Origin of the sequence: Streptomyces sp. NBC_01190 (assembly GCF_045039895.1) — a bacterium.
In the GTDB taxonomy this organism is placed as follows: Bacteria; Actinomycetota; Actinomycetes; order Streptomycetales; family Streptomycetaceae; genus Actinacidiphila.
This window is the reverse complement of the sequence record NZ_CP108580.1, coordinates 1,006,742-1,029,116: the sequence shown is the minus strand read 5'-3', so window position 1 is coordinate 1,029,116 and position 22,375 is coordinate 1,006,742. Positions and strand designations below refer to the sequence as shown.

At 72.0% G+C, this 22,375-nt stretch carries 19 protein-coding genes and 1 pseudogene; 19 read left to right on the top strand and 1 reads right to left on the bottom strand.

Translation table 11 applies throughout. The features are described 5' to 3' along the window. The first annotated feature begins 437 nt into the window (after positions 1-437). Together OG519_RS04380 and OG519_RS04375 are read left to right on the top strand one after the other, a co-directional pair. Complete coding sequence (locus tag OG519_RS04380; protein ID WP_405578894.1) at positions 438-1,835, top strand: NADP-dependent succinic semialdehyde dehydrogenase; 1,398 nt, start codon at positions 438-440, stop codon at positions 1,833-1,835. Between the two features lie 191 nt (positions 1,836-2,026). Next, positions 2,027-2,788 carry a GntR family transcriptional regulator gene (locus tag OG519_RS04375; RefSeq protein WP_405578891.1) on the top strand — a complete coding sequence of 254 codons (762 nt, stop codon included), beginning with the start codon at positions 2,027-2,029 and terminating at the stop codon, positions 2,786-2,788. Positions 2,789-2,791: 3 nt separating this feature from the next. Here the strand turns inward: OG519_RS04375 and OG519_RS04370 are convergent, their stop codons facing one another. Next, a complete protein-coding gene (locus OG519_RS04370; protein ID WP_405578888.1) occupies positions 2,792-3,736 on the bottom strand; it encodes a zinc-binding dehydrogenase in 945 nt (314 codons plus the stop codon). A 275-nt stretch (positions 3,737-4,011) separates the two neighbouring features. On the opposite strand from OG519_RS04370, the gene OG519_RS04365 reads away from it, so the two are divergent. From OG519_RS04365 to OG519_RS04285, 17 genes and pseudogenes are all read left to right on the top strand, one after another. Then, the gene (locus OG519_RS04365) at positions 4,012-5,115 is read left to right on the top strand and encodes a Gfo/Idh/MocA family protein (protein WP_405578886.1); all 1,104 of its coding nucleotides are present in this window, start codon (positions 4,012-4,014) and stop codon (positions 5,113-5,115) included. Positions 5,116-5,128: 13 nt separating this feature from the next. Beyond that, positions 5,129-5,896 (top strand): ThuA domain-containing protein, encoded by a 768-nt coding sequence (locus tag OG519_RS04360; RefSeq protein ID WP_405578883.1) that lies wholly within the window; start codon positions 5,129-5,131, stop codon positions 5,894-5,896. A gap of 3 nt (positions 5,897-5,899) precedes the next feature. After that, positions 5,900-6,877, top strand: a complete 978-nt coding sequence (locus OG519_RS04355) for an ABC transporter permease (protein WP_405578880.1) — start codon at positions 5,900-5,902, stop codon at positions 6,875-6,877. A gap of 3 nt (positions 6,878-6,880) precedes the next feature. Beyond that, a pseudogene (locus OG519_RS04350) lies at positions 6,881-7,711 on the top strand (ABC transporter permease); the annotation flags it as partial. Between the two features lie 195 nt (positions 7,712-7,906). Further along, positions 7,907-8,941 carry an ABC transporter ATP-binding protein gene (locus OG519_RS04345; RefSeq protein WP_405592448.1) on the top strand — a complete coding sequence of 345 codons (1,035 nt, stop codon included), beginning with the start codon at positions 7,907-7,909 and terminating at the stop codon, positions 8,939-8,941. After that, positions 8,938-10,023, top strand: a complete 1,086-nt coding sequence (locus OG519_RS04340; protein ID WP_405578877.1) for an ABC transporter ATP-binding protein — start codon at positions 8,938-8,940, stop codon at positions 10,021-10,023. Before OG519_RS04345 ends, OG519_RS04340 begins: the two co-directional genes overlap by 4 nt. 38 nt (positions 10,024-10,061) lie before the next feature. Further along, positions 10,062-11,741: an ABC transporter substrate-binding protein gene (locus OG519_RS04335; RefSeq protein ID WP_405578874.1), complete on the top strand. Its 1,680-nt coding sequence runs from the start codon at positions 10,062-10,064 to the stop codon at positions 11,739-11,741. 97 nt (positions 11,742-11,838) lie between these two features. Next, positions 11,839-12,513: a ThuA domain-containing protein gene (locus OG519_RS04330; RefSeq protein ID WP_405578871.1), complete on the top strand. Its 675-nt coding sequence runs from the start codon at positions 11,839-11,841 to the stop codon at positions 12,511-12,513. Between the two features lie 43 nt (positions 12,514-12,556). Further along, positions 12,557-13,348: a sugar phosphate isomerase/epimerase family protein gene (locus OG519_RS04325; RefSeq protein ID WP_405578868.1), complete on the top strand. Its 792-nt coding sequence runs from the start codon at positions 12,557-12,559 to the stop codon at positions 13,346-13,348. Then, positions 13,345-14,316 (top strand): NAD-dependent epimerase/dehydratase family protein, encoded by a 972-nt coding sequence (locus OG519_RS04320; RefSeq protein ID WP_405578865.1) that lies wholly within the window; start codon positions 13,345-13,347, stop codon positions 14,314-14,316. The genes OG519_RS04325 and OG519_RS04320 overlap by 4 nt, the downstream gene beginning before the upstream one ends. Positions 14,317-14,493: 177 nt before the next feature. Then, on the top strand, positions 14,494-15,534 hold the full coding sequence (locus OG519_RS04315; RefSeq protein ID WP_405578862.1) for a Gfo/Idh/MocA family protein: 1,041 nt from the start codon (positions 14,494-14,496) through the stop codon (positions 15,532-15,534). Then, positions 15,531-16,355, top strand: coding sequence for a GntR family transcriptional regulator (locus OG519_RS04310; protein ID WP_405578859.1), 825 nt, complete (start codon positions 15,531-15,533; stop codon positions 16,353-16,355). Before OG519_RS04315 ends, OG519_RS04310 begins: the two co-directional genes overlap by 4 nt. A gap of 115 nt (positions 16,356-16,470) precedes the next feature. After that, complete coding sequence (locus OG519_RS04305) at positions 16,471-18,519, top strand: primary-amine oxidase (protein ID WP_405578856.1); 2,049 nt, start codon at positions 16,471-16,473, stop codon at positions 18,517-18,519. Next, positions 18,516-19,301, top strand: coding sequence for a sugar phosphate isomerase/epimerase family protein (locus OG519_RS04300; RefSeq protein ID WP_405578853.1), 786 nt, complete (start codon positions 18,516-18,518; stop codon positions 19,299-19,301). The genes OG519_RS04305 and OG519_RS04300 overlap by 4 nt, the downstream gene beginning before the upstream one ends. Continuing rightward, positions 19,298-20,416 (top strand): Gfo/Idh/MocA family protein, encoded by a 1,119-nt coding sequence (locus OG519_RS04295; RefSeq protein ID WP_405578850.1) that lies wholly within the window; start codon positions 19,298-19,300, stop codon positions 20,414-20,416. Before OG519_RS04300 ends, OG519_RS04295 begins: the two co-directional genes overlap by 4 nt. Then, positions 20,413-21,435, top strand: a complete 1,023-nt coding sequence (locus OG519_RS04290; RefSeq protein WP_405578847.1) for an SIS domain-containing protein — start codon at positions 20,413-20,415, stop codon at positions 21,433-21,435. The genes OG519_RS04295 and OG519_RS04290 overlap by 4 nt, the downstream gene beginning before the upstream one ends. Continuing rightward, entirely contained in the window at positions 21,432-22,343 is a 912-nt protein-coding gene (locus tag OG519_RS04285; RefSeq protein ID WP_405578844.1) for an N-acetylglucosamine kinase, read from the top strand. The genes OG519_RS04290 and OG519_RS04285 overlap by 4 nt, the downstream gene beginning before the upstream one ends. Positions 22,344-22,375 lie beyond the last annotated feature (32 nt).

The following is a 22,375-nucleotide window of genomic DNA, read 5'->3' as shown; positions in this document are numbered from 1 at the left end:
CTGGTGGGGGCGGTCAGTGGGGGACTGCGTCGGGAGAACCACGGAAGGGCGGGGACAGTCTGCGCGCGTAGAATCGGGGATTTATGTGCCTCGGGTTACCTTCTGGTGAACGCTGCCGGTCGGATCCGTTGCCGGTGTTACCGGGCCTGCCGCCCACCGGGCGGCGGGACCCACCGCCGGGGTGTCCCGGCGGAGTCGGGGGGCCGGTCCGGGAGCGGACCGGCCGGTGACCGGCCGCCGCCCCGCGGCGACCCGCATGGGGGGCGTGCTGTCGCGGGCCCATGGCGCCGGGCGCAGGATGGGCCTGGAGCCGCATGGACCGGTGGGGTGCGGGTAGGCGGCCTGGTCGGACCACCCGTGCGGACGCCGGGCCGGCGTCCGGTGCCGCCCTCCGGGTGGCTGCGGCCGCCGGGCTCCGGTACGAGGAGGAGCAGAGCATGCCCATCGCCACCGTGAACCCCGCCACCGGGGAGACCCTGCGGACCTTCGAGGCGCTCGGGGCGGACGAGATCGAGGAACGGATCGCCCGGGCCGCGCGCACCTTCCGCGAGTACCGCACCACCGACTTCGCCACCCGGGCCGCGCTGCTCACCGGCGCCGCGGACCTGCTGGACAAGGAGCGGGACGAGATCGCCCGCGTCATGACGGTCGAGATGGGCAAGACGCTGGCCGCCGCCAAGGCGGAGGCCGCCAAGTGCGCCAAGGCGATGCGCTGGTATGCCGCCCGTGCCGAGCGGCTGCTCGCCGACGAGCACCCCGACGAGGCCGACGTGGCGGACAGCGGGGCGCACCGGGCGTATGTCCGCTACCGGCCGTTGGGCGTGGTGCTGGCCGTCATGCCGTGGAACTTCCCGCTGTGGCAGGTGGTCAGGTTCGCCGCCCCGGCGCTGATGGCCGGCAACGTCGGGCTGCTCAAGCACGCCTCCAACGTCCCGCAGACCGCCCTCTATCTCGGCGACCTCTTCCACCGGGCCGGTTTTCCCGAAGGCTGCTTCCAGACCCTGCTGGTCGGCTCGGACGCCATCGAGCGGGTGCTGCGCGACCCCCGCGTGGCCGCCGCCACCCTCACCGGCAGCGAGGGCGCCGGGCGCGCGGTCGCCTCGGTGGCCGGCGCGGAGATCAAGCCGACCGTGCTTGAACTCGGCGGCAGCGACCCCTTCGTGGTGATGCCCTCCGCCCGGGACGAACTGGACCACGCGGTGCACACCGCGGTCACCGCCCGGGTGCAGAACAACGGCCAGTCCTGCATCGCCGCCAAGCGCTTCATCGTGCACGAGGAGGTCTACCAGGCCTTCGCCGACGCCTTCGGCCGGGCGATGAGCGCCCTGAACGTCGGGGACCCGCTGGACGACGCCACCGACATCGGCCCGCTCGCCACCGAGCAGGGCCGCGCCGATCTGGAGGAGCTGGTCGAGGACGCGGTGGCGCGCGGCGCCCGGGTGCTGTGCGGCGGGCGCCGGCCGCCGGCCCGCGGCGCCGGCTGGTTCTACGAGCCGACCGTGCTGACCGGCGTCACCGAGGAGGTGCGGATCCACCGCGAGGAGGCGTTCGGCCCGGTCGCCACCCTGTACCGGGTGCCGGACCTGGACGCGGCCGTGGCGCTCGCCAACGACACGCCCTTCGGCCTGAGTTCCAACGTGTGGACCCGTGACGCGGCGGAACAGGGGCGCTTCGTCCGCGACCTGGAGGCCGGAGGTGTCTACTTCAACGGCATGACCGCCTCGCACCCGGCACTCCCCTTCGGCGGCGTCAAGAACTCCGGCTACGGTCGCGAGCTCTCCGCCCAGGGTATCCGTGCTTTCTGCAACGCCACCACTGTCTGGTACGGCCGCTGAGCGTCCGGCCGCCGATTTCAGCGCGCCGCCCTCGGCGGCGCCGGCGACCGCCGGCCGAAGCCGCCGCCCGCCGCCGTTCACCGCCGCGCACCGCCACCCCGTGTCGCCGGTTGTGGCCAGACGGTGGCGGGTGAAGCTAGTGTGATCCGCGCTGTGCGTCGACGCGGATCACCATGGGGGCCTCACACCGTATGAACGACTCTCCCGAGGTCTCGGGCGCCGTGCTCCCGGGATACCCGGAGCCCTTGTGGATCCAGGCGGTCAACGTCATCCGCGGTGAGATCGACCGGGGCGTGCTGCGGCCCGGCGGCCGGCTGCCGCCCGAGCGCGAGCTCTGCCGCCAACTGGGCATCAGCCGGGTGACGCTGCGCAAGGCGCTGGGCAGCCTGGTCGAGGCGGGTGTGCTCAGCCCCTCGCACGGCCGCGGCTGGTACGTCGCCCAGACCGTGCAGCAGAAGGAGTGGCCCAACAGCCTGGAGTCGTTCAGCGAGACGGCGTCCCGGATGGGTCTGACACCGCACTCGAAGGTGCTGCGGGCCGAGGCGAACCCGGCCACCATCGACGAGGCGGAGCGGCTGGGCATCGCCCCGGGGACACCGCTGTTCCGCCTGGAGCGGGTGCGGCTGCTCGAAGGCGTACCGATAGCGCTGGACCTGACCCGGCTGAGGCTGGCGCTCGTCCCGGAGATCGAGCGGGTCGACTTCAGCACCAGGTCGCTCTACTCGACGCTCGCCGACGCCGGGGTCGAACCGGTGCGCGCCGACAGCACCATCGAGGCCACCAAGGCCGACGGGCAGGCGGCCGAGCACCTCGGTCTCGCGCCCGGCGACCCGGTCCTGGTCATGCGCCAGCTCGCCCTGAGCGCCCAGCAGGAGCCGCTCTTCGTCTCGACCATCCAGTACGCGGGGGACCGCTACCGGCTGCGTACGTCGTTCGCGCGCTCGTACGGCTGAGGGTCAGAGCAGCAGCACGCCCTTGACGAAGTCCGGGCCGCCCGCCGTCATGGCGCCGAACGCCTCGTCCACCTGGTCGAGTCCGAACCGGTGGGTGATCAGCGGCGCGTAGCTGAACCGCCGGTCGGCGACGAGGCCGAGCGCCTCGCGCATCGCGACCATCAGCCGGGTCCGGTCCGGGCAGAAGCCGTTGACGACGGTGACCGCCTTGTACCAGAGGTCCATGTCCATCATCGCGTCGCCGGTGTGGTGGTAGCCCACCACACACAGGGTGCCGAACGGCCGGACCAGGCTGCCGGCCGTCTTCAGGCCGCCCGTCGTCCCGGTCGCCTCCAGTACGATGGCGAGCCGCGCGTCCGTGGTCCGGCTGGTCTCGGCGCGGTACTCCTCGGGCAGTTCGTCGGGGGCGAAGACCAGGTCGGCGCCGAGCGCCAGGGCCCGCCCCCTGCGGGCCGGGTCGGGATCCACGCCCACCAGCAGCCCGGGCGCGTGCCGCTTGGCCAGTTGGACGAGTCCGAGCCCCATGAAGCCGAGTCCCACCACCGCGACCCGGTCGCCCGCGCGTATGCCCGTACGGGACAGCGCCTCCTCCAGGTCGGCGACCGGTTCGCCGATGGCGTGGGCCGGCTCCACGCCCGCCGGTACCGGCAGTATGGCGTTGGCGTCCAGCACCGCGAGGGTCGCGAACCCCTCGCCGCCCAGCCCGGTCACCAGGTCGCCCGGCAGCCAGCGCCCGGCGTCCCGCCCGGTGGCGACGACCCGCCCCACCATCTCGTGGCCGAGCCGCAGCGGCGGCTTCGCCGGATCGTGGCCGAGCCAGGGCCCGACATCCGAGGTGCACACCCCGGACGCCACCACTTCCACCAGCACCTGGTCGTCGCCCGGGACCGGATCGTCCGCCGTGACGACTTCGGAGGTACGCGGGCCGACAAGCTGACTGATCTTCATACGAGTCTCCTGTCTCAGTGGTGCGGGTCAGTGTAGTCATGTGGTTCTAAGTGGTAAGTAGTGGTAGGCGGTGAGCCATCTGTGATGGTGATGGACCACTGGCTGAATCTGCGCCACGAGTGTCCTATTTTGTAACGAAAATGGCTGATGGAGGGGCGAATTTCCGCCGCGTTCTCTGCTTCTCCACCTCTAGACAGGATCGCTGTTCGTATTAAGATGTCGGCAAGTGGTATGCGTTTGGCACACCATCAGATGAGGCCGGGGAGGAGACCGCCATGGAGGGTGCTACCGGAAACCCCGCCGAGAACCTTTCGGCCGCGGTCGTCGGAGCGGGTTCGCAGGGCCGGGTCCACGGCCTCGGCTACCTCGCGGCTCCAGGGGTGACGCTCACCGCGCTCGCCGACGTGAACCGGGAGTCCGCCGAGGATCTCGCCGGTGAACTGAACGTGCCGGGGGTCTACCGCGACTACCGCGAGATGCTCGCCGACCGGCGCCCCGACATCGTCAGCGTCTGCACCCCGCCCGCGCTCCACCCCGAAGTGGTACGGGCGGCCATCGCCGCCGGTGCCCGCGCGGTCCACTGCGAGAAGCCGATCGCGCTCAGCTACGGCGAGGCCCGGGAGATGGCGGCCATCGCCGCGCAAGCCGGGGTCCAGCTCACCTTCAACCTCCAGCGCCGCTTCGACCCCGTGCAGCGCCAGGCCAGGGAGTGGACGGCTCAAGGTGAGATCGGTGAGGTGACCACCATCGAGGGCTACTGTCCCAACCTCTTCGACTGGGGCACCCACATCCTCGACCTCATCCTCTTCCACCGGCAGGACGCCGCTCCGCAGTGGGTGTTCGGCCAGATCGACGCCTCGGTGGACCGCTATGTCTACGGAGTGTTCACCGAGACCGCCTCACTCACCCAGTTCGGCTGGCCGGACGGGGTGCGGGCGGTCGTCTCCACCGGGCGCGAACCGCACACCCCGGTGCTCAACCTGGAGAACAACCTCGGCCTGATCGTCCAGGGCACCCGGGGACGGGTCGACGTGCGCGGCGCCCGCTGCCGGGTGCGCCGCTTCGGCAAGTCCGATCTGGTGCTGGAGTCGCCGTACGACACCGACCCGGAGCACTGGGACCGAGGAGTGGACCCGGCGATCACGGCCGGGACCGCGGCGGCCATCGGCGACCTGGCCGACGCGCTGCGCACCGGCCGGCGGCCGCGGTCGCACGCGGAGCACGGAGTGCGGGGCGCCGAACTGGTCTTCGCCACCTACGAGAGCAGCCGGTCCCGGCGGCGGGTGCCGCTGCCGCTCGACCGATTGGACAACGCCCTGATCAGCGGGCTAGCGGAGGGCTACTGGAGCCCTTCCGGTGAACTGCGCTCCACCTACTGAATCGAGCCGCCGCATGCCGATATCCCAGCACCGCCATGTCCTCGAAGCGCCCGAAGCCCCCGCCGCGTACGCCGCAAACCGCGTCGCACCGGCCGCCCGCGGCCGCGCCGGCCGGTCCGCCGCCACCCGGGCCACCGCCCTCGCGGTGATCAGCGGCGACGACGTCTACGAGGACCTCTTCACCGCCGCCTCCGCGATGCAGAGCGCGCTGACCGAGGAGGGCTTCGCGACCCGCACCAGCCTGGGCACCGCCCCGCTGGACGGCGCCGCCGACGCCGATGTGATCGTGCTCTACACCGCGCTCGGCCGGTTCACCACCGAACAGCGCGAGCGGCTGGCGGCGGCGGTCCGCGGCGGCTGCGGCCTGGTCGCCCTGCACTCCACCACCGTACTGGCCTCGCCCCCGGACCAGCTCGACGAGGCCGACCGGCTGCTCGCCGAACTGATCGGCAGCCGCTACGTCTCGCACGGACCGCCGCCGCACGAGAGCCGCTTCGAGGTGCGGCTCGACCCCGACCACGAAGTGACCGCGGGCATCGCGTCCTTCGAGGTGACCCACGAGCACTACCGGCTCGCGACGGCGTCCGATGTGCGGGTCGTCGGCTGGCGCGACACGGAGTCGGGCACCGAACCGCTCGTCCATGTGCGGCAGTACGGCGACGGCCGGGTCTGCTACCTCCAGTTGGGCCACGACCTGCGGATCTGGGGCGAGCCCGCCATGCGGCTGCTCGTCCGGCGCGCGGCCCGCTGGGCGTGCCGCCCCGACCACGAAGGGGCCTGACCGGTGCGCGTACTCCTCAGGAAGATCGCTTTCTACCTGCTCACCGCCTGGGCGGCGATCAGCCTCAACTTCGTCATCCCGCGCATCATGCCGGGCAACCCCGCGGACAACCTGATCAACCAGTTCCACGGGAAGATCAGCCCGGCCGCGGTGCACGCGCTGCGGGTGCTCTTCGGCGGGTCCGACCAGAACCTCTGGCAGCAGTACGTCAGTTACTGGCACAGCGTCTTCACCGGCGACTTCGGCATCTCCTACGCCTACTACCCGTCCAAGGTGAGCACCGTCCTCGGCCAGAGCATGTACTGGACGCTGATCCTGGTCACCATCTGCACCGTGCTCGGCTTTGTGATCGGCACCTCGCTCGGCATGCTGGCCGGCTGGAAACGCGGTTCCTGGTTCGACTCCTGGCTGGTGCCGATCACCACCTTCCTGTCGTCCATCCCGTACTTCTGGTTCGCGATCATCATCGTCTACGTCTTCGCGATCAGCCTGAAGTGGTTCCCGCTGTCCGGCGGTTACGCGATCGACCAGTCGATCGGCCTCAACTCCGGCTTCATCGGCAGCGCGGTCAACTACGCGATCCTGCCCGCCGCGACCATCACCGTCGCCTCCATCGGCGGCTGGCTGATCGGCATGCGCAACATGATGGTCACCACCCTCAGCGAGGACTACGTCCGGCTCGCCGAGGCGAAGGGGCTCCCCAAGCGCCGGGTGATGTACACCTACGCCGCCCGCAACGCGATGCTGCCCTCCCTGTCGGGCTTCGCGATGTCGCTCGGCTTCGTCGTCGGCGGCTCCATCGTCACCGAGGTGGTCTTCAACTACCCGGGCATCGGGTCCGTCCTGTTCAAGGCCGCCCAGGCCGCCGACTACCCGCTGATGTCGGCGATCTTCCTGCTCATCACCGTTCTGGTGCTGCTGGCCAACCTGGTCGCGGACATCGCGTACGTGTTCCTCGACCCGAGGACAAGGGAGAGCTGATCCATGGCCCTGCAAGCCACCGTCCTCGCCGAGCCGGACACCGTACCGGAGAGCTCCGAGCGGCCGGCCCGCCTCTGGCGCCGCCTGCTGCGCTCGCCGCTGACCCTCACCGGCCTGGTGATCACCCTCGTCTTCATCGTCCTCGCGGTGATCGCGCCGTGGATCTCGCCGTACGACCCCTCGGCCGTCAGCGACGCGGCCCTGGTCGGGCCGTCCGGCGCGCACTGGCTCGGCACCACCCAGAACGGGCAGGACGTCCTCTCCCAGATGCTCTACGGAGCGCGGGCCTCGATGCTCGTCGGCATCGGCGCCGCCGTCCTCACCACCGCGCTCTCGGTCCTGGTCGGCGTCACGGCCGGCTACATCGGCGGGATCGGCGACGAACTGCTGTCACTGCTCGCCAACGTCTTCCTGGTGCTGCCCAGCCTGCCGCTGACCATCATCCTGGCCGCTTACCTGCCGCACAGCGGCTCCTGGGGCATCATCCTCGTCATCACCGTCACCGGCTGGGCGTGGGGCGCCCGGGTGCTGCGGGCGCAGACCCTCTCGCTGCGCAAACGGGACTTCGTGGAAGCGGCGCGGGCCACCGGCGACACCACCTGGCGGATCATCCTCAAGGACATCCTGCCGAACCAGCTCGCGGTGATCGCCGCCTCCTTCCTCGGCACCGTCATCTTCGCCATCCTCACCCAGGCGAGCCTGGCGTTCCTCGGCCTCGCCGACGTCACCCAGTGGTCCTGGGGGACGATCCTGTACTGGGCGCAGACCGGCAGCGCCCTGCTCACCGGCGCCTGGTGGTGGTTCGTGCCCGCCGGCCTGGCGATCGCCGTGCTCGGCACCGCGCTGTCGCTGGTCAACTTCGGCATCGACGAGTTCATCAACCCGCGGCTGCGGCAGGCCGGCATCGGCACCAAGAAGGCCCAGCGCGGCCAGGTCAGCGCGCGCCGCGGGGCACGGGCGCCGAGGAGGCGCGGCCCGGCGGCCGAGCGCCCGGCGACCGTCCCCTTCACCCAGGAGAGTACCGACGTCATCCTCGACGTGCGGAACCTCAAGGTGGACTACGTCAGCGGCGGCGGACGCACCCCGGCGGTCAGCGACGTGTCGTTCACCCTGCGCCGCGGCGAAGTGCTCGGCATCGCCGGTGAGTCCGGCTCGGGCAAGTCCACCCTGGCGTACGCCATCACCCGGCTGCACAAGCCGCCCGCCGAGATCTCGCAAGGGCAGATCCGCTACACCCGGCCGGACGGCAGCACCGTCGACGTACTCGGCCTCGACGAGCACGAACTGCGCGCCTTCCGCTGGGAGGAGCTCTCCATCGTCTTCCAGTCGGCGATGCACGCGCTCAACCCGATCCTGCGGATCGGCGCCCAGATCGAGGACGTCATCGTCGCCCACCGGCCGCAGATGAACGCCCAGCAGCGGGCCGCCCGGGTGATCGAACTGCTCGGCATCGTCGGCATCCCGGCCGACCGGGCGGGCTCCTACCCGCACGAGCTGTCCGGCGGTATGCGGCAGCGCGCGATGATCGCGGTCGGCCTCGCCCTCGACCCCGAGATCATCGTCATGGACGAGCCGACCACCGCCCTCGACGTGGTGATCCAGCGCCAGATCATCGAGAAGATCATGGAGCTGAAGGACCGGCTCGGCTTCTCGGTGGTCTTCATCACCCACGACCTGTCGCTGCTGATCGAACTCTCCGACACCATCGCCGTGATGTACGGCGGCAAGATCGTCGAGCAGGGCTCGGCGGACGACTTCTACCGCCGGCCGCAGCACCCCTACAGCCGGGGACTGCTCTCCTCGTTCCCGACCCTCGGCGGCCCCAAGCGGGAGCTGACCGGCATCGTCGGCTCCCCGCCCGACCTGCGCAAGCTGCCCAGCGGCTGCTCCTTCCGGCCGCGCTGCCCGCTCGCCTTCGACGAGTGCGCGACGAAGGTGCCACCGCTCTACCGGATCCAGGCGCCCGGCGGTGGCGTCTCGCAGGCGGCCTGCCTGCTGCACGAGAAGGCCGACGCGGCGGCCGGGACCAGCACCGACCAACTGGCGACAGGTGAGACCCGATGAGTGACGAGACGACGGGCGGCGCGGCCGCCGGAGCCGAACCGGTGCTCCAGGCCGTGCACGTGACCAAGCACTTCGCGGTACGCGGCGGACTGCCCCGGCGCGGCGCCACCAAGCGGGTGGTGCACGCGGTGGAGGACGTCTCGCTCGACCTCTACGCGGGCCGGATCACCGCGCTGGTCGGCGAGTCGGGATCCGGCAAGTCGACGCTGGCCAGGCTGCTGGCGCAGCTCCACCCGCTCACCGGCGGGGAGATCCGGCTGCACGGCAAGCCGGTGCGGGCGCTGCGCGGCAAGGCGTTCCGTGAACACGTCCGCACCGTCCAGCTCATCCTCCAGGACCCGTTCTCCTCCTTCAACCCGGTCGCTTCCATCGCCGGCACCCTCGGGCGGGCCGTCGCCCTGCACCACCGGGGCAAGAGCGGCAAGGAGCGGGCCGCCGTCATCGACGACCTGCTGACGCAGATCAACCTGGTGCCGCCCCGGCAGTTCACCGAGAAGTTCCCGCACGAGCTCTCCGGCGGACAGTTGCAGCGGCTCTCGATCGCCCGCGCGCTCGCCGCCGACCCCGAGGTCTTCCTCGCCGACGAACCCGTCTCCAGCCTCGACGTCTCCATCCGGCTCGGCATCCTCAACCTGCTGCGCCACCTCACCGAGGACCGCAACGCGGCGATGCTCTACGTCACCCACGACATCGCCTCCGCCCGGTACTTCGCGGCCGACACCGCGGTGATGTACGCCGGCCAGGTGGTGGAGCAGGGCCCGTCGGAAGCGGTCACCCAGCAGGCCGCCCACCCGTACACCCAACTGCTGATCGCCTCCGCGCCCGACCCGTCCCGGGCCGGCGCCGACCGGGTTCGGGACATCGGGCAGCCGCCCAGCCTCATCGACCCGCCGGCCGGCTGCCGCTTCCACCCGCGCTGTCCGTTCGCCATGGAACGGTGCCGCACCGAGGGGCCGCGGAGCTTCGAGATCTCCGTCGGCCACACCGCCCGGTGCTGGCTGTACGCCGACGACCCGGAGGCCCGCGCCCGGCGGGCCGAGAACGCCGCGGCCGTGGAGGACCTGACCGCCCCGGCCTCCTGATTCCCCGCCCTTCCTTCTCTCCCAAGGAGCAGACGCCCGTGACCACATCGCAGTCGCCCATCGCGTCAGGCATGACGAGACGCGGCCTCCTCGCCGGCGCCCTCGCGGGCGCGGGCACCCTCGCCCTCTACGGCTGCGGGCCGTCCGGCGGCGCCGCCTCCGGCGGCGGCAGCGGCACCCTCACCGTGGCCGGCCAGTCCGACAACCTGACCAAGGTCTTCAACCCCTTCCTCGCCAACACCGCGCAGGGGCTGACCTACACCTCCCAGGGGTCCGGCGGCTTCATCTACGAGCCGCTCGTCCAGATCAACACCGTGAACATCGGGCACGACATCCCGTGGCTGGCCAAGGCGTGGCGCTGGTCGGACGGCAACAAGACGCTCACCCTCGACCTCCAGTCCGGGGTGAAGTGGACCGACGGCCAGCCGTTCTCCGCCGACGACGTGGTGTTCACCTACACCATGCTCAAGAAGAACGCCGGACTGAACCTGCTGGGCGTGGAGTTCACCGGCGTCACCGCCCCCACCCCCACCCAGGTGGTCTTCAGCTTCCCGCAGCCGTCCGAGCAGTTCTTCACCAACATCGTCTCGGCGCCGATCGTGTCGCAGCACATCTGGTCCAAGGTCAAGGACCCGACCAAGTACACCGACGACGACCCGATCGGCACCGGCCCCTTCAAGCTCTCCCAGTTCTCCGCGCAGAGCTTCCTGCTGGTCCGCAACGAGGAGTACTGGCAGCCGATGGCGCAGATCAAGGCGCTGCGGTTCGTCGCGTACAAGGACAACGAGAGCATGACCAACGCGCTCGTGCAGGGCCAGGCGGACTGGGGCGGGACGTACATCGCCAACGCCGACAAGACCTATCTCAGCCGCAGCAAGAACAACAACTACTGGGCCCCGCTGGCGGGCACCGACGGACTGATCCCCAACCTGGAGCGCTGGCCGCTCAGCGACATCGCGGTGCGCCGCGCGATCAGCCTCGGGGTCAACCGCAAGCAGGTCGGCGCGGCCACCGACTCCCCGCCGGCCACCAGCGTGACCGGGCTGCCGATGCCCGCCTACACCTCCTCGATAGCCCCGGCCTACCAGGGCGCCGACTTCGAGCAGGACGTGACCAAGGCCCACCAGACGCTGACCGACGCCGGCTACACCAAGGCCGGCGACGGCTATTACCACAAGGGCGGCAAGCGGGTGGAGTTCTCCATCAGCTTCCCGTCCGCGTACACCGACATCGCCTCGCGCGTGCAGGTGCTGGTGTCACAGCTCAAGGACATCGGCATCAAGCTGAACATCGACACCACCACCGTCAACGACATCAACGGGATCACCGCCAAGGGCGACTTCGACTCGACGATGGGCTACCCGGTCAACTCGGCGCCGCGCGCTTTCTCGTACTACAACGACACGATCAACCCCAATCTGTACTACCCGATCGGCAAGGCGACGCCGACCTTCCAGAACATCGAGCGCTTCCAGAACGCGGAGGCGGCGCAGCTCTTCAAGGAGTACCCGAACGCCACCACGGACGCCCAGCGGCAGCAGATCCTCGACGGCATCGAGAAGATCTTCGTCGACAACCTGCCGTGGATCCCGATGTTCTACTGGGGCAGCTACGGCAACTGGAGCACCGCGAAGGCCACCGGGTTCCCCACGCCGCAGAACCCCTACTTCAGCCCGGTGCCCAACCCCGTGGTCGCGCTGCGGCTCAAGCCGGTGTGATCCCCCTTTTGACCCCGCAGACCCCTGGTCCCGTTGGTCCGGTCGGGCCTGTTCATCGCGTTTGTCCCGTTGCCACGCCACCCCCGTGAGGAGAGCCATGCCACACCTCCCGACGCCGAGAGCCATGGTCGTCGTGAACGGCGACGACATCCACCACGACCTGCTCAGCGCCGCCGGCGTCTTCCAGCAACTGGGCGTCGAGGCCGGATTCGCCACCCGCAAGGCGATGGGCACCAGCCGCTTCAGCGACCCGCGGCCCGAGACGGCCGAGGCGGACGTCTACCTCTTCTACACCGCGGGCGGGCACTTCGCGACGGACCAGCAGCAGGCGCTGGCCGACGCGGTACGGGCCGGCAAGGGGCTGGTGGGGGTGCACGGCGCCAACATCATGGGCTGGCATGGGGACGGACTCGACCCCGCCGACCGCCCGCTCTTCGAACTGCTCGGCAACCGCTATCTCTCGCACGGCCCCGGCCACCACGAGGGGCGGCACACCATCGAGATCGTCGCCGACCACCCGATCACCCGCGGGCTGACCGACTTCGAACTCTTCGACGAGTACTACGAGTTCGAGACGGCGGACGAGAACATCCAGGTGCTCGCCCAGCGGCACCGGGTGGACGGCGTCGTCATCCCGGTGCTCTACGCCCGCGAGGTGGGCGCGGGCCGGGTGGTGTATCTGGCCCTCGGCCACGACATGCGCTCGTGGGGCGAGCCACCGGTCCGGAGCCTGGTCCGGCAGGCCCTGCTCTGGGCGGCCGGCCGTGACTGATCCGACGAGTGCCGGCCCGCAGGGGCCGGCTGGAGGAGAAGAGATGACAGCCGGCCTCGGCGTCATGATGTACACCGTGCTCGACCAGGCACGGGCCGATCTCGAAGGCACCCTGGCCCGGCTCGCCGGGCTCGGCTACCTCGGCATCGAGACCTACGGCCTGGTCGAGCACTTCGGCCCGGCCCGGGTCAGGGACGCCATCGCCTCGGCCGGGCTCACCCTGACCAGCGCGCACACCCCCTTCCCGGCGGGGCCCGACGCCGAGGCGCTGCTCGACCAGAACGAGGAACTCGGCGCCGAGATCCTGGTGTGGAGCATGGAGCGCGAGGAGTTCGACTCGCCGGACGCGATCCGGCGGGGCGTGGCGCGGGTCAACGAGGCCGCCGAGCGGGCCGCCGGACGCGGCATGCGGATCGCCTACCACAACCACTTCGCCGAGTTCTCGCAGGAGTTCGGCGGGCGGCAGGCCTACGACCTGCTGCTCGAACGGCTCGATGACCGGGTGGTCGTCGAACTCGACGCCTACTGGGCGCAGCTGGGCGGCGCCGACCCGGCCGAGGTGCTGACCCGGCTCGGCGACCGGGTGCGCCTCGTGCACGTCAAGGACGGACCCGCGGTCGACTACGAGCAGGACGTCATGGTGCCGATCGGCGAGGGCACGATCGACTGGGCCCGCACCCTGACCACACCGTCCGGTCTGCGCTGGCACATCGTCGAGCTGGAGCGGCTGCACATCGACACCTTCGAGGCGCTGCGGCGCTCGTACGACCATCTGGTCGGCCGCGGACTGTCCCGCGGCGCACACGTCCCGGCGCCGAGCGAGGAGCGGTCATGAGGGTGCTGTTTCTCGGCGGTGCCGGGATGATCGGTTCGACGGCGGCGGCCGAGGCGGCCGCCCGGGGCCACGACGTCACCGTGGTGACCCGGTCGGCGCCCGCCCGGCCCCTTGCCGACGGGGTCCGGCCGCTGCGCGCCGACGTCCGCGACCCGGCGGCGCTCCGGACCGCGCTCGGCGGCGAGGAGTTCGACGCGGTCGTCAACTGGGTCGGCTACACCCCGGACGACGTCCGCGAACACGCCGCGCTCTTCGGCGGCAGGACCGGGCAGTACGTCTTCATCAGCACCTGCTCGGTCTTCGCCCGGCCGGTGCCCAGCCTGCCCATCACCGAGTCCAGTCCCCGCCGCCAGCCGGTCTTCGGCTACGCGCGGGACAAGGTCGCCTGTGAGCTGTTCCTGGAGGACGCCTACCGCACCGGCGACTTCCCGCTCACCATCGCCCGTCCCTCCCATGTCTACGACCGCACGGTGATCCCGGTCCTCGCCGGGTGGACCGCGATCGACCGGATGCGGGCGGGGCGGCCGGTGGTGGTGCACGGGGACGGCACCTCGCTGTGGTCGCTGACGCACGCGCGGGACTTCGCCCGCGCCTTCGTCCCGTTGCTCGGCCTGGACCACGCGGTGGGCGAGAGCGTCAATGTGACCAGCGGCGACATCCTGACCTGGGACCAGATCCATCTGACGCTGGCCGCCGCGGCCGGGGTCCGCGCGCCCCTGCTGCGGCACCGGGCCAGCGAGTCGATCGCCGAGCAGGTACCCGGCTGGGCCGAGGTGCTGGAACACGACTTCCGGCACACGATGCTCTTCGACACGTCCAAACTGCGGGCACTGGTGCCCGGTTTCGCGCCCGAGGTGTCCTTCGCCGAGGGGGCCCGCGAGGTGCTGGCCCACTACGACGCCCATCCGGAGCTGCGGTCGGTCGACGAGGACCTCTCCCGCGCTTTCGACGCGCTGCTGGCGAACTGATGGCCGGCTGCCGGCGGCGGGCAGTGGTCTGATGTGGTCTTTGTTACCTGTACCTATCTAATACCAATGCATAACCACCTTGCTATCATGGGAGATCCGGACCGGACCCGGTCAGCGGGGCGCCCGGAGAAGTCGGCGGTCAGCAGAAAGCCGACGCGACAGAGAGATGGGGAACGAGTGATCGGCGTCGGTCTCATGGGTTCGGGGTTCATCGGCGACACGTACGCGGACGCACTCCAGGACGTACGGAACGCGACGCTGGTCGCCACCTGTTCGCGCGACCTCGCCCGGGCCGAGGCACTGGCCCGTAGGTGGGCGCCGCAGGCGCGCGGCTACGACGACATGGCGGCGCTGTGCGCCGACCCGGCCGTCGACCTGGTGGTGGTCGCCGTCCCCAACGAGGCCCATCTGGCCGCGGTCCGGGCGGTCGCCGCGGCCGGCAAGGGCGTGGTGTGCACCAAGCCGCTGGCCAGGACCGGCGCCGAGGCGGAGCGGATCCTCCAGGTGGTGACGGAGGCCGGCATCTGGCACGGCTACGCCGAGAGCTCGGTCTTCTCGCCGAACATCGCCAAGGCGTACGAGATGGTCGCGGCCGGCGCCATCGGCGACCTGCTCACCATGCGGGCGCGCGAGGCCCACTCGGGACCGCACGCCCCGCACTTCTGGGACGCGGAGACGGCCGGCGGCGGCGCCCTGCTCGACATGGGCTGCCACACCGTGGAATCCGCCCGGCACTTCTTCGGCAAGGACAACCCGATCACCGAGGTCTTCGCCTGGGGCGCCACCCTCGCCCACGCCGACCGCACCACCGGCGAGGACACCGCCATCGCCCTGCTCAAGTTCGCCGGCGGCCAGCTCGCCACCGTCGAGTCGTCCTGGATCGAGAAGGGCGGCATGCAGCTCCGCCACGAACTCGTCGGCAGCGCGGGCCGGCTCGTCACCGACACCTCCGCCACCCCGGTGTGGGGCTTCATCGAGCACCCGGCCGGCTACCTGGTGGAGAAGGCCGACGCCGAGACCGGCTGGGTCTACCCGGTACCCGAGGAGGCCCGCGCCTACGGCTTCAGCCAGCAGATGCGCCATTTCGTCGACTGCTTCGCCCGCGGCGAGACGCCGCGCGAGACCTTCGAGGACGGCGTGGTCGTCAACCACGTACTGGACGCCTGCTACACCGCCATGCGCTCGGGCACGTGGGAGAGGGTCCAGGTCCCCGCATGAGTACGGATCATCTCAGCCGGCCCAGTCAGCCCAGCCGGCCCAGCCGGCTCGGCGCCGGCCGCCCCGGCACCGGACTCGCCCCGCCGAGCCTCACCGGCGGCTACCCGGAACCGCTGTGGATGCAGGCGAAGGCCGCGCTGCGGGCCCGGATCGCCGTCGGCGAGGTGCGGCCCGGATCCCGGCTGCCGCCCGAGCGCGAGCTGTGCGAGATGCTCGGCATCTCCCGGGTCACCCTGCGCAAGGCGCTGACCGCGCTGGTCGAGGAGGGCGTGCTGCGCGCCGCCCAGGGCCGCGGCTGGTACGTGGCCGCGCCCGAGCGCAACGACTGGCCCAACACCCTGGAGTCGTTCTCCGAGACGGCCCGGCGGATGGGTCTTGTCGCCACCTCCCGGGTGCTGCGCCGGGAGCCGGGCCCCGCCACCTTCGACGAGGCCGAGGCGTTCCAGATCGCGCCCGGCACCCCCCTGTACCGGCTCGAACGGGTCCGGATGCTCGACGGGGTGCCGATCGCCGTCGACCGGTCCCTCGTCCCGGCCGACATCGCGGCCGGCTTCGACGCGGTCGACTTCACCAGCCGCTCGCTCTACGACACCATCGCGGGCCTCGGCTTCGAGCTCGCCCAGGCCGACACCACCATCGAGGCGCGCCCCGCCGACGCGGCGCTCGCCGGCCACCTGGCCATCCCGGCCGGCACCCCGGTCCTCGAAATGCGGCAGATCGTCCGCGATCGCGCGCAGCGCCCGCTGCTCTCCTCGGCGATCCGCTACGCCGGCGACCGCTACCGGCTGCGCACGTCCTTCACGCGGGGCGCGGGCGCATGAATCCGCGCCACCTGAGCCTCCCGTACTTCCCGTACGCCGCGTTTTCCGGCGCCGACCCCGCCGACCCCACCGACTCTGCCAACCCAGCCGCCCCCCTCGCAGAAGCGGAGCCCTCGTGACCACACCACACCACGATCCCGCCCCCCACCACGGCGCTCCCACGCCGCCCGCCACCCGGGCCCGCGCCCTCGCCTCGCCGCGCCCCGACGAGATCACCGCGGGCCAGGCGCTCCTGCGGCGGGCGGGGCTGCTCGGCCCCGACACCCATGTCTCCTACTTCGGCCTGGCCGAGCAGGACCGGCGCGAACTGCTGGCCGGCGCCATCGCCCCCCGCCGCTTCCGCGCGATGCTGATCGACCTGCGGACCGGTCGCTCGCACGACGCCGTCGTCTGCCCCGCCGAGGACCGGATCGTCTCCGCCCGCGAACTGGACGTGGTGACCGACGGCCATGTGCCGGTGGTGCTCGCCGAGTTCTCCCTCGTCGAGGAGATCGTGCACCAGGACGAGCGCTGGCTCGCCGCGATGCGCAAGCGCGGCCTGACCGACCTCGCGCAGCTCCGCGTCAACCCGCTGTCGGCCGGGGCCGCCGGCGACGGCGAGGCGGGCCGCCGTCTCCAGCGCTGCTTCACCTTCGTCCAGAAGACCCCGGACGACCTCGGCTGGGCCCACCCGGTCGACGGTGTCACCGTCATCGTGGACGTCGTCACCCGTGAGGTGCTCGACGTCATCGACTACGCGGATCTGCCGGTGCCCGCCGAGGACGGCAACTTCCACGACCCCGAGTGGGTCGGCCGCCCGCCCCGGGCCGGGCTGAAGCCGATCGAGATCACCCAGCCGGAGGGCCCCAGCTTCACCATCGACGAGGACGGCGTCATCGACTGGCTCGGCTGGTCGCTCCAGGTCGGGTTCGACCAGCGCGAGGGCCTGGTCCTGCACGACATCGCCATCGACGACGCCGGCCGGCGGCGCACCGTGCTGCACCGCGCCTCCATCGCGGAGATGATGGTGCCCTACGGCGACCCCAGCCCGCAGCGCTGGTTCCAGAACTTCTTCGACTGCGGCGAGTACCTGCTCGGCGGCTTCGCCAACTCCCTGGAACTGGGCTGCGACTGCGTCGGCGACATCACCTACCTCGACGCGGTGCTCGCCGACAGTGCGGGGGACGTCCGGGTCGTACCGCAGGCGATCTGCGTCCACGAGGAGGACACCGGCATCCTCTGGAAGCACACCGACAACTGGAACGGCTCCTCGGAGTCCCGCCGCAACCGGCGGCTGGTCGTCTCGTTCTTCGTCACCGTCGGCAACTACGACTACGGCTTCTACTGGTACTTCTCGCTCGACGGCGCCATCGCACTGGAGGTGAAGGCGACCGGGGTCGTCTTCACCTCCGCCTACCCGGGCCCCGGCTACGCCTATGCCTCCGAACTCGCCCCCGGCCTCGGCGCGCCCTACCACCAGCACCTGTTCAGCGCCCGGCTGGACATGGCGGTGGACGGCACCGACAACGCCGTGGACGAACTGGAGTCGGCCTTCGTGCCGCGCGGGCCCGCCAACCCGACCGGCACCGGTTTCACCCAGACGGTCACCCGGCTGCGCACCGAGTCCGGGGCGCGGCGGCTCGCCGACAACACCCGCAACCGCTCCTGGCTGGTCACCAACCCCTCGGTGGTCAACCGGCTGGGCCACCCGGTGGGTTACATGCTCTACCCCGAGGGCAAGCCGGTGCTCCTCGCCGACCAGGAGTCCGACATCCACCGCCGGGCCACCTACGCCACCAAGCACCTGTGGGTCACGCCCTACGCGCCGGACGAGAACTATCCGGCCGGCGACCTGGTCAACATGCACACCGGCGGGGCCGGGCTGCCGGCCTGGACCGCAGCCGACCGGGACGTGGAGAACACCGCGATCGTGCTGTGGCACACCTTCGGCCTCACCCACTTCCCGCGTCCTGAGGACTGGCCGATCATGCCGGTCGACTCGGCGGGCTTCGTCCTCAAGCCGCACGGCTTCTTCGACCGCAATCCGACCCTCGACATCCCGCCGGCCGCGGGCGACCACTGCCACCCCGGCGGCCCGCACCCGGACCACCACGAGCACCAGAACGAGCCGCACCAGCCCGACCACGACCACGACCACCACGACCACGGAAAGGCCGGGGCATGACGGCCGGAAAGCCGCTGGGCATCCAGCTCTACAGCGTGCGCGACGACATCGGACCCGCGGACCTCGACGGCACCCTCGCGCGCCTGGCGGCCCTCGGCTTCACACACGCGGAACCGTACGACATCCTCACCGACACCGACCGGCTCGGCGCCGCCCTGCGGAACGCCGGCCTGCGTGCCACCACCGCCCACGCGTCGGTCGTCCGGCACGACGAGACGGCCGTCCTCGACGCCGCCGAGGCGCTCGGCATCGGCACCGTCATCACGCCCTACGTCGACCCGGCCACCATCGCCGACCGGGCCGGGGTGGAACGGCTCGCCGCCACGCTCAACGGCGCCGCCGAGCGGGCCGCGGGGCGCGGCATCCGGATCGGCTACCACAACCACGACTTCGAGTTCGCGCAGCAGGTGGACCGCACCGCCGGGGTCGCCGGGGTCGCGGGGGCCGCCGGGGTCTCCGCCTACGAGTCGCTGGTCTCCCTGCTGGACCCGGCGGTCGTCCTCGAAGTGGACGTGTACTGGGCCGGCGTCGGCGGCGCCGACGTCTTCGAACTGCTGCCGCGCCTGGGCGACCGGGTACGGTTCCTGCACGTCGTGCACGAGCGGGAGCCGGGCAACGACCGGCCCGTCCTCGGCGTCGACACGGCCGGCCGGATGGCCGAGGTGCTCGCGCTGGCCCCCGCGGTCGAACTGCCGGTCGTCGAGGTCGTCGCCCACCACAGCGACGTATGGCCGCTCGTCGAGCGCAACGCCGCCTACTTCCTTGAGCGGGTGAACGCGTGAACGGCCCCACCCGAGTCGCCGTCGTCGGCGCCGGCGACATCTCCGGCCAGTATCTGAAGGCCCTCACCGGCTACCCCGACCTGACCGTCACCGCCGTCGCCGACCTGGTGCCCGAACGGGCCCGGGCGCAGGCCGACGCCTACGGCATCGTCGGCTGGGGCAGCACCGAGGAGGTGCTGGGCCGCGACGACGTCGACCTCGTGGTCAACCTGACGATCCCCGCCGCCCACGCCGAGGTGGCGCTCGCCGCGGTCCGGGCCGGCAAGCACGTATGGGGAGAGAAGCCGCTCGCGCTCGACCGGGCGAGCGCCCGCGCCGTCCTCGACGCGGCGGACGCCGCCGGGGTCGTGGTCGGCAACGCCCCCGACACCGTGCTCGGCCCCGGCATCCAGACCGCCCACCGGCTGCTGGCCGAGGGCGCGGTGGGCGCACCCCGCACCGTACTGACCCTCATGCAGGGCCCTGGACCCGATGTCTGGCACCCGCGGCCGCAGTTCCTCTTCGCCAAGGGCGCGGGACCGCTCTTCGACATCGGCCCCTACTACCTGACCGCACTGGTGCAACTGCTCGGCCCGGTGGCCTCGGTGACCGCCGCCGGCCAGATCCCGCGCCCGCGGCGGACCATCGGCTCGGGACCGGACGCGGGCACCGAGTTCCCGGTCGAAGTGCCCACCCACGTCAGCGTGGTGACCGAGTTCGCCTCCGGGGTGGTCGGCACCTCCGTCTACAGCTTCGACTCGCCGGTACGCCGCCAGCTCTTCGAGGTCACCGGCGCCGACGGCGTCCTGGAGGTGCCGGTGAGCGGATTCGACGGGCCCACCCGGCTGCTGACCGGCACCGCCCCCGACACCCCCTGGCGCACCCGGCCGGCGGCCGGTGCGCCGAGCGACCGCGGGGTCGGCGTACTGGAGCTGGCCCGCGCCGTCCGGGCCGGTCGACAGCCGCGCGCCAGCGGCGAGTTGGCGTATCACGTGCTCGACATCATGCTCAGTGTCGAGGAGTCCATCGACCGCGGAGCACCGGTGCGGGTGGCGAGCACCGCGCCGGCCGTCCCCCCGATCCCGCCGCACTGGGATCCGACCACACGGACCTACGACGGAACGGAGCAGAAATGAGCGAGGGCTACCTGTCCTACGCCACCGCCCGCGCGACCCAGGCGGCCGAACTGGAGGCGGCGATCGGCCGGTTGACCGGCTCGGTGGCGTCGCTCGCCGCGGCCGGCCGGCTCACCGGTCCAGGACCCGTCTTCGTCGGCATCGGCGCCAGCCTGGCCGCCGCGTGCGCCCCGGTGTGGGCGCTGCGCAGCCGGGGCATCCACTCCTGGCGGCTGGGCGCGGGCGACCACCCGCTGCCCTATCCGGCGAGCGCCCACCCGGTGTTCGGCGTCTCGCAGAGCGGCCGCAGCGCGGAGACCCTCGCGGTGCTTGAGTCCGTGGAACCGGCGCTGCGGCACGCGGTGGTCAACATGGTGCCCTCGCCGATCGCCGAGGCCGCCACCGACCTGCTCGACCTCGGCAGCATCCCCGACAGTTACGCCTCGACCATCGGCTACACCGGGACGGTCGCCGCGCTCGGCATGCTCGCCGACGCCTGGGACGGCGGCACGGTCGACGCGGGCTGGGCCGGGCTCGGCGCCGCCTTCGCCACCGCGGAGAAGGAACTGGACGAGCAGGTGCGGGCGTTGGCACCGCTGTTCGCCGGCGCCACCTCCGCGGACTTCGTCGGCGCGGGCCCCGCGGTCGGCTCGGCCGAGGCGGGGGCGCTGCTCTTCCGCGAGGTCGCCCGTATCCCGTCGACCGGTATGAGCACCCGCCAGTATCTGCACGGCGCGATGGAGTCGGCCGGCGGCGGTGTGCACATCCTCTTCGGCGACGAACGCGAGCACGCGGCCGCCGCCACCCTGTCCTCGGCGGGCCACCCCGTCGTACTGGTCACCGCGGAACCGGTCGAGGCCACCGCGCTGCTGCGCCCGGTGCGGGTGCCCCGGCTGCCCGCGGCCCAGCGCGCCGTCATCGAGATCCTGGTCGCCCAGATCCTCGTCGAGGCGGTCGCCGAGGTCCGGGGCGTCGACATCGAGGAGTTCGTCTTCCACAACTCCGACATCAAGGTCACCACCGAGGGGCAGGCCACGTGAGGGTCCTCGTCGGCGCCGATGTCGGCGGTACCAAGCTCGCCGTCCGGGTGGAGACACCCGGGGGCGTGGTCCGCGCCGATCTCGAAGTCCCGGCCACCGGCTGGGAGGCCGCCCCGGTCGACCGCGCCGCGCGCTGGCTGCTCGACCACCTCGGCCGGGCGCTGCCCGCCGGGGACCAGATCGCGGCGATCGGCGTCGGGGCCCAGGGCTGCGACACCCAGGAGCACTGCGTCCACCTGGCGGCGGCCCTCGAAGGGCTCGGGGTGCCCGCGACCGTGGTCAACGACGCGGCCCTGCTGGTGCCCGCCGCCGGCCTCGACCAGGGGATCGGGGTCATCGCCGGCACCGGCTCCATCGCGGTCGGCGCCGACGCCGAAGGCCGGGTGCTCTTCGCCGGCGGCTGGGGGTGGGTGCTCGGCGACGAGGGCAGCGCGCCGGCGATCGTCCGGGAGGCCGTGAAAGCGGCGCTCGGCGCGTACGACGCGGGCTGCCTCGACGACGGGCTGCTGTCCGCGCTGCTCGCCCACTACGGCGACCCGGACCCGCAGACCCTGGCCCGTACCGTCAACGACGAGCCCACCACGGGCAACTGGGGACCCGCGGCGCCCGCCGTCTTCCGCGCCGCCACCGCGGGATCCCCGCTCGCCCTCGGCGTGGTGGACGGGGCCGCCGCCCAACTCACCACCCTCGTCAGCCGGCTGCGGACCCGCGGCGCCCGCGGCCGTACCGTCGTGGCGGCCGGCGGTGTCCTCGTCGGGCAGCCCCTGCTCGCCGACCGGCTGGCCGCGCACCTCGGCGCCGCCCACCCCGACCTCACCCTGCGGCTGCTGGGCGTCGCCCCCGTCACCGGCGCCGTCGCGCTGGCCCGCGCCCGCCACCGGTCGGCCCCGGCCCGCACGGGAGAGTGAGCGCGGTGGGCCGATCGGGTGGCGTCGGGTGC

Excerpts from the sequence above, each read along its gene's own strand:
- OG519_RS04330 (WP_405578871.1), top strand. The coding sequence starts at position 11,839 with ATGCCACACCTCCCGACGCCGAGAGCCATGGTCGTCGTGAACGGCGAC.
- OG519_RS04325 (WP_405578868.1), top strand. The coding sequence starts at position 12,557 with ATGACAGCCGGCCTCGGCGTCATGATGTACACCGTGCTCGACCAGGCA.
- OG519_RS04370 (WP_405578888.1), bottom strand. The coding sequence starts at position 3,736 with ATGAAGATCAGTCAGCTTGTCGGCCCGCGTACCTCCGAAGTCGTCACG.
- OG519_RS04320 (WP_405578865.1), top strand. The coding sequence starts at position 13,345 with ATGAGGGTGCTGTTTCTCGGCGGTGCCGGGATGATCGGTTCGACGGCG.
- OG519_RS04365 (WP_405578886.1), top strand. The coding sequence starts at position 4,012 with ATGGAGGGTGCTACCGGAAACCCCGCCGAGAACCTTTCGGCCGCGGTC.
- OG519_RS04300 (WP_405578853.1), top strand. The coding sequence starts at position 18,516 with ATGACGGCCGGAAAGCCGCTGGGCATCCAGCTCTACAGCGTGCGCGAC.
- OG519_RS04340 (WP_405578877.1), top strand. The coding sequence starts at position 8,938 with ATGAGTGACGAGACGACGGGCGGCGCGGCCGCCGGAGCCGAACCGGTG.
- OG519_RS04360 (WP_405578883.1), top strand. The coding sequence starts at position 5,129 with ATGCCGATATCCCAGCACCGCCATGTCCTCGAAGCGCCCGAAGCCCCC.
- OG519_RS04290 (WP_405578847.1), top strand. The coding sequence starts at position 20,413 with ATGAGCGAGGGCTACCTGTCCTACGCCACCGCCCGCGCGACCCAGGCG.
- OG519_RS04375 (WP_405578891.1), top strand. The coding sequence starts at position 2,027 with ATGAACGACTCTCCCGAGGTCTCGGGCGCCGTGCTCCCGGGATACCCG.
- OG519_RS04380 (WP_405578894.1), top strand. The coding sequence starts at position 438 with ATGCCCATCGCCACCGTGAACCCCGCCACCGGGGAGACCCTGCGGACC.
- OG519_RS04310 (WP_405578859.1), top strand. The coding sequence starts at position 15,531 with ATGAGTACGGATCATCTCAGCCGGCCCAGTCAGCCCAGCCGGCCCAGC.